At 58.4% G+C, this 14,071-nt stretch carries 13 protein-coding genes; 8 read left to right on the top strand and 5 right to left on the bottom strand.

From position 1 onward, the window contains the following. Nucleotides 1–142 precede the first annotated feature (142 nt). The 3 genes from KT71_RS09745 to KT71_RS09735 form a co-directional block, all read right to left on the bottom strand. Complete coding sequence (locus KT71_RS09745; protein ID WP_238549469.1) at nt 143–1,858, bottom strand: N-acyl-D-amino-acid deacylase family protein; 1,716 nt, start codon at nt 1,856–1,858, stop codon at nt 143–145. Between the two features lie 127 nt (nt 1,859–1,985). Next, complete coding sequence (locus KT71_RS09740) at nt 1,986–4,364, bottom strand: Tex family protein (RefSeq protein WP_008295581.1); 2,379 nt, start codon at nt 4,362–4,364, stop codon at nt 1,986–1,988. Between the two features lie 108 nt (nt 4,365–4,472). Further along, nucleotides 4,473–6,098: a sensor domain-containing diguanylate cyclase gene (locus KT71_RS09735; RefSeq protein WP_008295582.1), complete on the bottom strand. Its 1,626-nt coding sequence runs from the start codon at nt 6,096–6,098 to the stop codon at nt 4,473–4,475. 105 nt (nt 6,099–6,203) lie between these two features. Between KT71_RS09735 and KT71_RS09730 the strand changes: the two genes are divergently transcribed. Beyond that, a complete protein-coding gene (locus KT71_RS09730) occupies nt 6,204–6,458 on the top strand; it encodes a YkgJ family cysteine cluster protein (RefSeq protein ID WP_008295583.1) in 255 nt (84 codons plus the stop codon). Between the two features lie 78 nt (nt 6,459–6,536). Continuing rightward, nucleotides 6,537–7,547 carry a zinc transporter ZntB gene (locus KT71_RS09725; protein WP_008295584.1) on the top strand — a complete coding sequence of 337 codons (1,011 nt, stop codon included), beginning with the start codon at nt 6,537–6,539 and terminating at the stop codon, nt 7,545–7,547. On the opposite strand, the gene KT71_RS09720 is transcribed toward KT71_RS09725, so the two are convergent. Together KT71_RS09720 and KT71_RS09715 are read right to left on the bottom strand one after the other, a co-directional pair. Next, nucleotides 7,544–8,389: a TauD/TfdA dioxygenase family protein gene (locus tag KT71_RS09720; protein ID WP_008295585.1), complete on the bottom strand. Its 846-nt coding sequence runs from the start codon at nt 8,387–8,389 to the stop codon at nt 7,544–7,546. The two genes, KT71_RS09725 and KT71_RS09720, sit on opposite strands and share 4 nt — an antisense overlap. A 92-nt stretch (nt 8,390–8,481) precedes the next feature. Next, a complete protein-coding gene (locus KT71_RS09715) occupies nt 8,482–9,453 on the bottom strand; it encodes a DUF3187 family protein (RefSeq protein ID WP_023659546.1) in 972 nt (323 codons plus the stop codon). 49 nt (nt 9,454–9,502) lie between these two features. On the opposite strand from KT71_RS09715, the gene KT71_RS09710 reads away from it, so the two are divergent. The 6 genes from KT71_RS09710 (at nt 9,503) to KT71_RS09685 (ending at nt 14,019) form a co-directional block, all read left to right on the top strand. Next, nucleotides 9,503–10,408, top strand: a complete 906-nt coding sequence (locus tag KT71_RS09710; protein ID WP_008295587.1) for an urease accessory protein UreD — start codon at nt 9,503–9,505, stop codon at nt 10,406–10,408. 75 nt (nt 10,409–10,483) lie between these two features. After that, nucleotides 10,484–10,798 carry an urease subunit gamma gene (ureA, locus tag KT71_RS09705; protein ID WP_008295588.1) on the top strand — a complete coding sequence of 105 codons (315 nt, stop codon included), beginning with the start codon at nt 10,484–10,486 and terminating at the stop codon, nt 10,796–10,798. Beyond that, the gene (locus KT71_RS09700; RefSeq protein WP_008295589.1) at nt 10,795–11,100 is read left to right on the top strand and encodes an urease subunit beta; all 306 of its coding nucleotides are present in this window, start codon (nt 10,795–10,797) and stop codon (nt 11,098–11,100) included. Before ureA ends, KT71_RS09700 begins: the two co-directional genes overlap by 4 nt. Continuing rightward, a complete protein-coding gene (gene ureC, locus KT71_RS09695; protein WP_008295590.1) occupies nt 11,100–12,797 on the top strand; it encodes an urease subunit alpha in 1,698 nt (565 codons plus the stop codon). Before KT71_RS09700 ends, ureC begins: the two co-directional genes overlap by 1 nt. 20 nt (nt 12,798–12,817) lie before the next feature. Then, entirely contained in the window at nt 12,818–13,300 is a 483-nt protein-coding gene (gene ureE / locus KT71_RS09690; RefSeq protein WP_008295591.1) for an urease accessory protein UreE, read from the top strand. A gap of 62 nt (nt 13,301–13,362) precedes the next feature. Further along, nucleotides 13,363–14,019, top strand: coding sequence for an urease accessory protein UreF (locus KT71_RS09685; protein ID WP_008295592.1), 657 nt, complete (start codon nt 13,363–13,365; stop codon nt 14,017–14,019). Nucleotides 14,020–14,071: the final 52 nt, after the last annotated feature.

Here is a 14,071-nt window from a genome sequence, read left to right as displayed (position 1 = left end):
TCAACGACAACAGCCATACAAAGCTTGGGAACCATAACTGCGCATAATACATATTATGTTAAATAAGGGATGTTGGATGAAAGGATGTTAGACAATAAGCATTAGCCGCCAAGCAGAAACCTGACTCCCCTATCTTTATCCTCTAACGCTTAAAAGCGCTCTGAACCATAGCTTCACGGGCATAACCACGCCCGCGAACCGCTCGACCGGGCGACGCGCCGGTGTGCTCACCCTGCGCGACAACTTGCACACCATTCACCACGACGTCGCTGACGCCAACGGCATACACGTGAGGATCATCGAAGCTTGCTCGATCTTCTACAACGGCGGGATCAAACACCACGATGTCCGCAAAGAAGCCATTGGCGATACGGCCACGCTCTTCGATGCCCAAAACCTCTGCGGGTAAGCTCGTCAGACGTCTCACAGCCTCTTCGAGGCTGATCACCTGCTCATCACGCACGTAACGCCCCAGCAATCGGGCAACGTTGCCGTAGGCTCGTGGATGCGTCGCCTGCTTCAGATTGTCCCCCTCGGCGGCCATAGCCCGCGCATCAGAGCCGAACATCATCCAGGGCTGTTTGATCTGCGATTTGAGATTGTCCTCGTTCATCAGAAAGTAGACCGTATCCACGCGGGAGCCGTCGGCGATCACCAGATCGATGATCGTATCTCTTGGATCCTGATCCCGAAGCTCAGCAACTTCAGCGACGGTTTTACCGGCATAATCCTTTAAATCGGAATTTCTGAATCCGATAAGCAGCATGCCGTCCGGGCCCGCAAAATAGCCCAGGTTCTCCCAATCACTCGCGTTCTCGGCCATTTCGGCCTTTACCTGCTCGCGAATCATCGGGTCGCGAAGCCGTTCTGCCCACTTATCGTAGCCCCCCGCCTGCACCCAGGTAGGCATGGCTGCGTCCAAACCCGTCGCGCCCGCGGTATAGGTATACATGTCTGCCGACACCTCACCCCCGGACGCGGCATAGGCATTGATCCTATCGATGGCTTCCGCCATTTTTGGCCAGTTGGGCGTGCCCCCCGCTTTCAGATGGTGAATCTTTACGGGTATGTCAGCCTCTTTACCGATGCGAAAGGTTTCTTCCATCGCTTCAAGGAGCATGTTCCCTTCACTGCGCATATGCGCTGTGTAGATACCATCGTATTTCACCGCCACTTTGGCCAGTTCAATGAGTTCTTCCGTATCGGCAAAGGTCCCGGGGGCATAGATCAGTGCAGAGGTGAGCCCCAGTGCACCATCAGCCATGGCTGCTGCGACTTGCCCACGCATAGCTTGCATTTGCCCGGCATTGGGCGACACATCACCGGCGCCCAGCACATTGCTTCGCACCGTGGCGGCCGACACAAAGGTCGCAAAATTAACCGATACGCCGCTTTTTTCGACGTGCTTGAGATACTCATCGACGGTATCCCAGGGCAGCTCGTCTTCTGACACGCTTCGGCTGCGTGCGAAGAGTGTCCGGGTTTCCGGCGTAAGGGGACTCAGGGAGACTTCACTCAGCACTTCAAAGGTAACGCCCTGGAGAACATCACTCATCGCCCTGCCGTCCTCTATCAGGGAAAGATGCGCGTGACTCAGGAGGTTAAAGAAACCCGGTGCTACAGCCTTGCCCCGGGCGTCGATTTCGATAGTGGCTCTTGCGCCATCCAGGCCTCCGACAAATGCGATCCGGTCGTCTAGGACGCCGATATCAGCGCTGAATACGGCGCCACCGGTGCCGTCGTAAATGCTGCCGTGACGGATAATGAGATCGTAATCAGCAGCTTGGGAGATCGCACTTTGCAGGGCGATTACATTGACAAGGGTTAGGCCTAACATCATCGACAATGAACGCATCATTCCTTTGCCCTCTCCCGCAACTTTTCCGCAACGCATCGACAATTCCCTCAAGACTATCTCAAGACTATCTCAAGACTATCTCAAGACGATCTCAAGACTATCTCAAGACCCCTGAGAACCGGCGTCTTTAACTACCTTGGTCGTTTTTTAGCGCTTTGGCAAATGCATTGGCAAAGGCGCCGGCGGGCTTCCCTGCGCCCGGTGACGAGCGCCCTCGCCCGTTTGTGTTCTCTCTGCCCTGGCGACCGGATGTGTCTGTGGCTTTTTTATCGTGGGACCTTTTAGCCTCAGGCCGGGACCTGCGCTGCCCTGGGTCCTGCTGACTGTCCTCGGCGCTGTCACTTAAACGCATGCTCAAGCCCACACGCTTTCGCTCGACATCGATGGACATCACCTTCACGGTCACAATGTCTCCCGCCTTGGCTACATCCCGCGGATCCTTTACAAACTTCTCTGCCATGGCCGATATGTGTACGAGGCCGTCCTGGTGTACACCCACATCCACAAAAGCACCAAAGCTCGTCACATTAGTGACCGTGCCCTCAAGAACCATATCCGGCTTAAGGTCGGTGATTTTCTCGACCCCCGCCTGCAGCTTTGCCGTTTTAAACTCCGGACGCGGATCTCGCCCGGGTTTTTCCAGTTCCCCGAGGATGTCCTTAATAGTCGGTAGGCCCACAACGTCCGTGACATACTTCTCGGCGTTGACGGCGCGCAAAAAAGGGCCGTCACCGATAAGACTGCGAAGCTCGCGACCATTCTCCTTTGCGATCTCCTCGACCAGGCCATAGGATTCGGGGTGTACCGCGGACGCATCCAGGGGATTCTCGCCATCCATTACGCGAAGAAAACCCGCGCTTTGCTGATAGGTCTTTGCGCCCATCCCGGATACGTTCATCAGCGCTTTACGCGTGCTAAAGGGACCCTGGCTGTCGCGAAGAGCAACAATGTTTTCAGCGATACGCTGGCTTAAACCCGAGACCCGGGTGAGCAAGGGTCCCGACGCGGTATTGATATCAACACCCACGGCATTCACACAATCCTCAACCACGGCATTGAGTTGGCGCCCCAACTGCAGCTGGCTAACATCATGTTGGTATTGCCCTACGCCAATGGACTGAGGGTCAATCTTTACAAGCTCCGCGAGAGGATCCTGCAGACGCCGGGCGATGGAAACCGCGCCGCGGATAGTCACATCCACATCCGGAAATTCCCGCGCCGCAAGCTCCGAGGCGGAGTAAATCGAAGCGCCCGCCTCATTCACCACAACGCGCTGGACCGATAGATCCGGATGTTCCGAAAGCACATCAGCCACAAAGCGATCGGTCTCCCGACTGCCCGTTCCGTTACCAATACTGATTAACTCCACGCTGTGACGCCTGATCATTGTCATAAGTGTTGCCGCAGCCTCACGTGTCTTATTCTGCGGAGGGGTTGGATAAATGGTGCCTTGATCGACCAGTTTTCCTGTCGCGTCAACGACCGCTACTTTGACCCCTGTTCGCAATCCGGGATCAAGGCCCATGGTAACCTTGGGCCCTGCGGGAGCCGCCAGTAAGAGGTCCTTCAGGTTGCTCGCAAACACCTTGATCGCCTCTGCCTCGGCATTCTCTCGAAGCTGCATCAAAAGATCGCTTTGTATATGACTGGCCAGCTTGACGGACCAGGTCCAACGAACAACCTCGGCTAGCCATTTATCGGCGGGTCGACCGCGGTCATCAATCTTCCAGTACGCAGCGATCATGCTCTGGCAAGGATGGGCATCACTGCTGCTCTCCTCCGGCGTCAAGCGGATATCCAGCGTCAATATCCCCTCATTGCGGCCCCGAAACATCGCCAGCGCGCGGTGGGAAGGAACACTGCGCAGGGCCTCCGTGTGCTCGAAGTAGTCGCTGAATTTGGCGCCCTCCTTCTCTTTGCCAGAAATCACACGCGCGGCCAGGAGCCCTTCTGCCCCGAGAAACTGTCGCAAACGATCAAGAAGATTGGCGTCCTCCGCAAAGCGCTCCATCAAAATTTGCTTGGCGCCGTCGAGAACCGCTTTCGAACTATCAAAACCCTCATCAGCGTTGAGAAAGGCCTCAGCCTCCACCTCGGGTACGAGCTCGGGGTTTGCGAGCAATGCGTCCGCAAGAGGTTCCAGACCCGCTTCCCGGGCAATCAGCGCTTTAGTTCGGCGCTTGGGCTTGTAGGGTAGATACAAGTCTTCCAGACGACTCTTGGTGTCTGCAGCGCGAATCGACGCTTCCAGCTCCGGCGTCAACTTGCCCTGGTCACCGATGCTGCCAAGAATGCTGTCCCGCCGCTCCCAAAGCTCTCTCAGATAGCGCAGGCGCTCTTCCAGAAGACGCATCTGCGTATCATCAAGGCCTCCCGTCAGCTCTTTGCGATAACGCGAAATAAAGGGCACCGTGGCGCCCTCATCTAACAGTGAAATAGCCGCTGCGGCCTGTTTTTGATCGATAGCAAGTTCGTCTGCAATACGTGCAGCAATGGATGCGGTCATAGAGGAATACGAGCCTTGTGAGAAGAGCGAAAGGTGAACGCGGCGCATTATGAGTGCGAAAAATAAAACACTCCAGAACTAATACACTTTTAATCCTGATGGGCGACTTCAGGCGTTCGCAGCCTGTCGGGAAAGCGCTTTTTCAGCGTACATTTTCTCATCAGCACGAGCTAGAAGCGCCTCGGCGCTGACGCCATCCTCGGGGTAAACCGCAAATCCAACGCTGACGCTGGTCCTGTACTCACCATGGTCCAGGTACAGCGGCTGTTGCATACGTTCGGCGATGGCAAGGGCTGCGACCCTGGCATCGCTGCGCCCCGCGAGCTCCGAGAGAATCACGGCAAACTCATCCCCACCGAGACGGGCGGCGACATCGGAGCCTCTACAGGACATCCCGAGGCGTTTCCCAATGGCAATGAGCACCTTGTCCCCCGAGGCATGACCATGAGCATCGTTCAAGGCCTTGAACTCGTTAACATCAATAAACACAACGCCCATGGCTCGGCTGTTGCGCTCGGCCAGACAGATCGCTCTTCTCAGGTTGCGATCAAACTCGCCGCGGTTTACCAACCCCGTGAGCCCGTCGGAACGGGCCGAGCTTTTCAGTGCCTCCATGCGTAATCGGTTCCCGGCAAACTGCAAGGCAATCAGCCAGCACATCGAAAAAATCAGCAGGGCCAGAGCTAGCTGAGCAGAAGCCGTAGGCAGCAGGCGACTGGCGACGAGAACGCTTTCTAACTGCGCAGGGGGCAAATGGGACAGCACGATCCACCCCCCCTCGCCCTTACTGCCCGCTCTGGGGATGGTCCAGCTTATGGGATTTATGGAAGTGTCCTGCCCCAGCGTTGCCGGCAACAACACCCGATAGGTGAAGAGCCCGTTTTCCGAACGAAAGGACCCCGCCGTGCGTTCTCGTATACGGCCCCACTCCTCAGGAAACTGGCTTACGAAGCTTCTATCCTCCGGTGAGTTCAGAATATAGGTCTCGGGTTGAATGCTTCGGCTTTCCATGAGCCAACGTCCCTGGAGGCTCAGGATATTCGCGCTGCCCGTCGCCAGCTTACCCGCGTCAAACAGCCGATCAAGGAGCACCCGCACTTTGTAGTTGATCACGGCAACACCGACTTTATTGCCTTCTTTGTCGAAAACGGGGGTGGCCAGACGCATCACCGGCTTCAGGGGTAGCTCAAGTATCCCCCGCTCCTTATTGAACTGCACGGGAACGACGAGTACCCGGCCCTTCTTCGTAGCAAGTGCCCGCTGAAAATAACTACGGGACGACTTATCCTGAAGCTCGACTTCAGGAACGATTCGTGCACCGTCCGCCGTCGAGTCCACGCGCACAACTTCCTGCCCGTCGACATCGAGATATCGTAGTTGGTCAAAGGACGGGTGCGTCGCCGAAAAATCCAGTAAGGTTTGCGCCACGTTTTCCAGAGGACGAGATTCAGCGAGATTACGCTCCATGAGCGAGACCAGGTATTGCAAGCTGGCCGTGGTGGCAAAGAGCTCCTGCTCCACTGTTTGAACCATCGAGACCGTCACCTGGCGCTCCTCGTTTTGCAGAGACTCCAGCAAGGACTCCTCGGCGCGCTGGTCGGCATAGCGAATCACGGTAGCTACCAGGCCGCCGAGGATGATGAGCGCGATGGTCAGAGCACGAAGAAAAAGAGGGCGTACCTTCCGGTTGGGTAGGAGAAACTCGCTGACGTTATTTTTATTTGATTCGTTCACAGTGCTCCGTTCGGGCTAGTCGACCGAACCCGGTGAACATTGTGACGAAGTACGGGCTCCATTAAAACGCTGAAGGCCCATTAACTCGGGGAATTTTGCCACTCTATGAACTGCCGCAAAGGCTGTGGTGCCTGCTGCATCGCGCCCTCTATTACCAGCCCTCTTCCGGGCATGCCCGAGGGTAAGCCCGCGAATACCCCCTGCGTCAATCTGGATATGTCCACTTACAGCTGCGGCATCTGGGGCAGCTCTCGGTACCCGGCCGTCTGTGAGCAATTTACTGCGCAGGAAGATGTCTGTGGTGACAGCCGCCAGGATGCTCTCAAGCTCATCGGCGACATGGAACGCGATACGGTTTAACCACCGGTTTTCTGGGTGCTTGCGTGGACGGGACACGCCCTGCATTATCGGGCGAACTTTTCCTATTGCGGAGTGATCATGAGTGAATCGACAGTGGAGCCGCAATCAGGCGAAGGGGCAGCACCAGGGGGGCTAGTGCATTCACTGCTCCTCGACGGTGCCGGCGGCGCTCGGACCTGGGATTGGGATCGTGTCAGAGACTGGACGGCGGCGGATGGCTGTCTGTGGCTTCACTTCAATTTTGAGGACGAGGAAGCCCGGCAGTGGTTGCAGGACCACAGCGGCCTGAACGACATTGCCTACAGTTCTCTCACCAATGCAGAGACCCGCCCCCGCGCCCTGAATCGAGGTGACAATCTGCTGCTCACGCTTCGGGGTATCAATATGAACCCCGGCGAGGATCCCGACGATATGGTGTCTCTGCGCATCTGGACCGACGGCACCCGTCTCATCAGCACCCGCCGGCGGAATCTCCTTTCGACCAATGACGTACTCGAAGAGCTGTACTCCGGCAATGGACCAAGAAACGCCGTGGAACTTCTGGTTATCTGGACGGAGCGTATTACGGAGCGCATGACGGGCACCATCGAAAATTTCGAAGATCGCGTCATGGCCATTGAGGAGCGACTGTTGAGCGGCGAAACATCGGGGATACGGATAGAACTTGCCACCTTGAGAAAACAAATTATTTCTGTGCGTCGCTATCTATCTCCCCAGCGAGAGGCCATGAATCGCCTGGGCGCCGAGAACCTCACCTGGCTGGATGATCTCAATCGCCTGAGGCTGCGGGAAATCAACGATCGTCTCATACGCCACATTGAAGATATGGATGAAGTCCGGGACCGAGCCGTCCTGGCGCAGGAGGAACTCACCAGCCGCATTGCCGAGCAAATGAACGCCCGCAGTTATTTGTTTACCGTAGCGGCCGTGATTTTCCTGCCCCTTGGATTTCTTACGGGTCTTATGGGTATCAACGTGGGTGGCATGCCAGGCGTCGACAACGACGCCGCGTTTTGGATCGTCGTTTTCCTGTGCGGCATCGTAGGCCTGGGACTGACGCTGATTTTCAAGATGCGGCGCTGGGTTTAAGCGCCGGCACCTATGGTTGTTCTGTGCAACAACCGGTCGTGTCCGTCGTAGCCCCCCGTGGCGCGGTGGAGCAGACAGCGGTTGTCCCACATGATCAACATACCCTCTTCCCACTCATGGGTGTAGATGTTTTCTTCCCGGGTCTGCCAGCCGTAGAGCTCCATCAGTAGCTCGATGGCCTCGTCATCGGGCATGCCTTCGATACCGACGATATAACCCAGACAGCTGTAGAGAGACGCCCGCCCGGTTTCACCGTGCCGGCGAATGAGAGGATGTGTCTGTACCGCCTTTGCATCGGGTGAGGGACGGATATCCATACTTCGATCACCCGCGGCATCCGCATCGCCGTACATACCATCGGGCGCATACCCCGCCTTGGCCGAGTGCATGGCCATACAGCCCTCAATGCGCTGACGAAGATCGCCGGGAAGCGTGTCCAGGGCCTTGTGTTGATTGGCAAACAGGGTGTCCCCGCCCGTCGGTGGAATCGTGACCCCATGGAGACAGGTTCCGATGGGGGGCGTTGCCTGAAAGCTCCAGTCGCTGTGCCAGGCCTCGGCAAAAATAGGCGATGTCTCCTGCGCGCGACGCTCCACGGCGATCACATGCTCACGCCCGGGAATGGGGGCGATAAAGGGATCCTCACCAAAGGGTCCGAAATATTGCGTAAAACGCTCCAGATCATCATCGCTGATCGACTGATCCGGAAAAGCGAGCACGTGGTGCTCAAGCCACGCCCCGCGGAGCGCCCGCACGGTATCTGCATCGAGATTTTTAGAGAGATCAAGGCCGGTTACCCGCGCCCCGCAGGCCTGACCTGACGGTTCGACGTTAAAACTCATCGCTCTTATCCTTCTATTAGTGAGTCATAATGGAGATAGTACCAGTGCATGGGCAGCATCGCGCAAACGACGACTGACACTGGGAAAGAGGCTCAAAAGCCCCGAGAGAGGGAGAACCTGAAAGTCACGTCCGGCGCGCTTCCCACGGCGAGATCTTCCACAAACTGCGCATCAATGAGCCATCGCGTCGCAGGCTGCCAGCGAAGCCCCAGCGTTCCCCAAACGGGCGACCCGTTTTCCCTGAGCACTGCAGCCTCATAAATCACGTCGTGAGTATCAATTTGCGCAAGAATCGACACCGACGGATGTATCAGCCATGCAAGACTAAAACCCAGAAAGGGGGTGACCGTATCCGCATCTTCATCGAAGGCGCTGTCACCTACCTCGCTCACGCCGATCTGTAGATGACAACTGACATCCGCGAAGACACAGCGCTGTCGCGACCATCTCGCCCCCAGGGAGGCCCCGGATTCCCCGCTGCCCGTGAAGTCGGACGAATCACCCGTCGCAAACTTGTACTGCGCGAAAACCCCCAGGGCCCAATTGTCGCCGGCGGAGACCTGGAGCTTGGCGCCAAGCTCCACGTCCCCCAGCCCCGAGCGAGAGGAATCCAGCTCAAAGCCCTCGGGACCCGTGTAGGCATAGCGCAGTCTGTCGTCAGGTTGAACGCCGCGGGGGCCGTCGGGCATACCCCAGAACGCATGCCAGCCATCTATGAGTCCGTCGAGGTTCCCACCACTGTGGCGGATGTAAGGTAGGTTCAAGGAGAGAGACAGCTTTCGTCCAAAGCCTCGCTGGAGACGAAGGTCCAGACGCTGGGTTTCACCATCGAGTTCCAGTCCCTCACCCCCTCGTCGCTCCAGCACTGCATGGCTGGCCCAGTGCAGCGTCGAGTCCACAATCCACTCACCCTCCTCCAAGGAAGCTGCCCGGGTCATCACGGGAACGCCTAAGTTGGCATAGAGCGGTGACAGGTTCCGACTGGCGATGGGCGCAGTGAGATCCCGGCTGTCGTCGCCCCGGCTTGCCGCTGGCATCGACGCGGCGCAAAGGCAAAGGATCATGGCCGCTGCCGGCCCCAGATGTTCGCGCCATGTATGCAGGCAATGCGGTATGGTAGACATCATGCGTTTAGACACCCTCAACACCCCGCAAACCCCCCAAAGCTCGGAAGCAGAGTCTAGCAAGCCGCTCCGCCAGTGGCGCGCCCAACTGGACCTTTCTTTTCGTAAAAGTGCCGGTCTGACGCGTTTTGCCCATTGCGCGCATGAGGGCCCCTTACGGGTACAGAGACTGTTCCACCCGGAGCCCGGCGGTAAAGCCCATTGTTACCTCCTCCACCCCCCCGGCGGCGTTGTCCTCGGCGATGATCTGCAGATCAATATCGCGGTGAAGAGCGGCGAGGCGCTGGTGACAACGCCAGCGGCCGGCAGGTTCTATACCGTGGACCAACATCGGGAAGTGCAGCGCCAATCGGTGAACCTCCTTGTGGATGATGATGCCTGCCTCGAATGGGTACCCCAGGAAACCATTCTGTTCAACGGCGTGAATGCCGAGCTTGATACGCGCATTGAACTCCAGGCCCGGTCCCGACTGGTATTTTGGGACGTTGTGGTCCTCGGCCGGCCCGCCTGCGACGAGGCCTTCACCCGGGGTCGCCTCAAGCAGCGGCTGGAGATATCTCGCAAAGGCCGTCCACTGCTTATCGAGCGCCTGAGCTGCACCGCGGGCGATCGTCTCAGCCAGGCTGCCATGGGCATGCAGGGACAGAGCACCGTCGGCATCATGGTGCTCACGGACATTCCCGCGGCGCCTTGCCTGGAAGACTGGCTCCGGGCCGTAAACCCTGCGCCCAATCAGGGGGCATTCACCGTCACCCACCGGGGAGAGCTTGTCATTGCCCGCTATCTGGGCGATGACGCCCAGCACTGCCGCGCCGGGTTCGCGCGCCTCTGGCGGGCAGCGACGGAAGACGTTCTCGGAGTAACGCCGGCTACGCCCAGAATCTGGCATACATGATGCTATTACAGTGCTTGCCGAGCAAAGAGCCGATGCCTATGCTCTCGCCAACGGCAGAAAACCTAAGGAATCAGGATGGAGCTTAGCCCGAGAGAAAAAGACAAACTCCTGCTGTTTACCGCAGCGCTCCTCGCCGAGCGTCGCCGGGATCGTGGGGTAAAACTCAATTATCCCGAGGCCCAGGCCCTGATCAGCGCGGCGATTCTTGAGGGCGCCCGGGACGGGCGGACCGTTGCCGAGCTTATGAGCTTTGGGCGCACCATTTTGACGCGTGATGACGTAATGGAGGGCGTTCCCGAGATGATCAAGGAAGTACAGGTCGAGGCCACGTTCCCCGATGGCACCAAGCTCGTCACCGTGCACGACCCCATCGGCGGAGGTGATGCATGATTCCCGGCGAAACAATTACCGCCAGTGGTGAACTGCTACTTAACGAACACCGTGAGGTCCTCAGCATTTCCGTAGTTAACAGCGGGGACCGTCCCGTACAGGTGGGCTCCCATTATCATTTCGCCGAGGCCAACCCGGCACTGCTGTTTGATCGCGACCTTGCGCGGGGTTTCCGCCTCGATATTGCAGCGGGCACTGCCGTACGCTTTGAGCCGGGTCAGAAGCGCGATGTCGAACTGGTGGCGCTGGCGGGCGACCGCAAGGTCTATGGATTCCGCGGCGACGTGATGGGAGAGCTCTGATGCGCAAGATCAGTCGCAGTGACTATGCAAGCATGTTTGGACCTACCGTGGGTGACAAGGTGCGTCTCGCGGATTCCGAGCTATTCATCGAGGTGGAAAAAGACCACACGATCTACGGCGAAGAGGTGAAGTTCGGTGGCGGCAAGGTCATTCGCGACGGCATGGGGCAATCCCAGGTCAGCTGTGCAGAGTCACCGGATACGGTGATTACCAACGCCCTGATTCTTGATTACTGGGGCGTAGTCAAAGCCGACGTGGCAATCAAGGGGGGGCGCATCAGCGGTATTGGCAAAGCGGGCAACCCCGACGTGCAGCCAGGGATTGATTTTCCCATCGGGCCGGGCACGGAGATCATCGCCGGCGAAGGACAGATTCTTACCGCCGGCGGCATCGATGCGCATATCCACTTTATCTGCCCGCAACAGATCGAAGAGGCGCTCATGAGCGGCGTCACTACCATGATCGGCGGCGGCACGGGACCTGCAACAGGCACCAATGCAACAACTTGCACACCGGGTCCCTGGCACATCGGCAAGATGCTTCAGAGCGCTGAATCCTTTCCCATGAATCTCGGCTTCCTGGGAAAAGGCAACGCAAGCCTGCCCATCGCCCTGGAGGAGCAACTTAGCGCCGGCGCCCTGGGCTTAAAGCTTCACGAGGACTGGGGCACGACGCCCGCGTCCATCGACAACTGCCTGAGCGTCGCGGAGCGTTTCGACGTACAGGTGGCGATTCACACGGATACGCTCAACGAGTCGGGTTTTGTGGAGGACACCATTGCAGCCTTCAAGGGCCGAACGATCCACACCTACCATACGGAGGGCGCCGGCGGCGGCCATGCGCCGGACATCATCAAAGCCTGTGGCCTGCCCAACGTACTCCCCTCCTCCACCAACCCCACGCGGCCTTACACCATCAACACCGTCGATGAGCATCTGGACATGCTGATGGTCTGTCACCACCTGGACCCCTCGATTCCTGAGGATGTGGCTTTTGCTGATTCACGCATCCGCAAAGAAACCATCGCCGCGGAGGACATACTGCACGACCTCGGTGCCTTCTCCATCATCTCCTCGGATTCCCAGGCCATGGGGCGGGTCGGTGAAGTTATCTGCCGAACATGGCAGACCGCGAGCAAAATGAAATCCCAGCGGGGCGGACTCGGATCCGGTGCTGCGGACAATTTCCGCGCCATGCGCTACATCGCCAAGTACACCATCAATCCGGCCATTGCCCATGGCATTGCGCACGAGGTGGGCTCCGTGGAGGTAGGTAAGCTCGCCGATTTATGCCTGTGGAAGCCGGCCTTCTTTGGTGTAAAACCCGCGCTCATCATCAAAGGTGGGGCCATTGCCGCGGCACCTATGGGCGATCCCAATGCCTCAATCCCCACGCCCCAGCCCGTGCATTACCGGCCCATGTTCGGCGCCTTTGGCAAGGCAAGCCATGCCACCAGCGTCAGCTTTGTCAGCGCCGCCTCCCTGGATGCGGGCATCGGCGAGTCCCTGGGACTGGATCGGCGGCTGGTGGCGGTCAAAGACTGTCGCAGCGTGACCAAGGCGGATATGCGGCTCAATGACTTCCAGCCGCATATGGAGGTTGATCCCCAAACGTACGAAGTGCGCGCCGACGGCGAGTTGCTCACCTGTGAACCCGCAACTGTGCTCCCCATGGCGCAGCGCTATTTTCTTTTTTAGGGGCCTGGTCCGTGGACGAAATGATGCTAGAGGCTTACCACCATGCCACGGCTTTCGATGGCACCTGGCAGGATGAGGTGCACCTCGTGTTTTCCGAGCGGGAAAAATCCCGGTACCGGACGACCACGGAACGGGGCCAGGAACTGGGCTGGTTTCTTCCCCGAGGCATTGTGCTTGGCGACGGCGATGCCCTGGTTTGCAACAACGAGGAAATTATCTTGATACGTGCAGCGAGAGAATCTCTGACAGAGGCTTACACCGACGATGAGCTACTGCTTTTACGCGCGGCTTATCACCTCGGCAATCGCCATGTGAGCCTGCAGATTTTGCCGGGCGCTCTGCGCTTCCCCCGGGACCATGTGCTGGAGGACATGCTCCAGGGGCTGGGATTAGACGTGCGTGCGGTGGATGACGCCTTCACACCGGAGTCTGGCGCCTATGCCGGCGTCACCCACACTCATGAGGGTGATCACGGGCACGCCCACAATCATTCCCACCGCTAAGCGCCGTCCGACTCGCGCTAAAATAGACAATGATGCCCACGCAAACACATTCGCCACCGCCCATGGATCCCCAGCTGCATCTGCTGCATCTTTCAAGTCCTGCGCTGCCTATCGGGGCCTATGCCTATTCTCAGGGCCTGGAGTACGCCATCGAGGCCGGTTGGCTGGAGGGCGATGAACTCGCGAAGTGGTTCGAGGACGGTCTCAATCTGGGTGTCGCCCAACTGGACCTACCGGTGTTACTCCGTGTGCTGGCCGCCCTGGACGTCGACGATGGTGCCGCGCTCGATCACTGGAATGACCGTTTACTGGCCAGTCGGGAGACGGCAGAGCTGCTCCTCGAGGATCAGCAGATCGGGGCCGCACTGTGGCGCCTGCTGGGCACCCTAAACACGGGCGAGCTACCACAACTGCAGCAACGGCCCGCCTACGCGGTGGCTTTTGCCGTGGCCTGCGTCCACTGGAAAATAGACACGGGTAGTGCCTTGCAGGGCTTTGCCTATAGTTGGTTGGAGAATCAGGTAACGGCGGCCACCAAGCTGGTTCCCCTGGGACAAAGTGCGGCGCAACAGCTGCTGCTAGGGCTACTGGCAAAAATCCCCGACGCCTGCGCGAAGGCAATGACGGTAGAAGACGATGACATTGGCCTGAGCCTGCCGGGTCTCGCCATGGCCTCCTGTCATCACGAGCGACAGCACACGCGTTTGTTTCGGTCATGACCGCAGGGCTGCGCCATCCAGTGACAACTCCAGCGTCAACTTTCGGGACAAC

This window comes from Congregibacter litoralis KT71 (assembly GCF_000153125.2).
GTDB lineage: Bacteria > Pseudomonadota > Gammaproteobacteria > Pseudomonadales > Halieaceae > Congregibacter > Congregibacter litoralis.
Note: the sequence above shows the minus strand (reverse complement) of the source record. Positions and strands in the feature narration are given on the sequence as shown.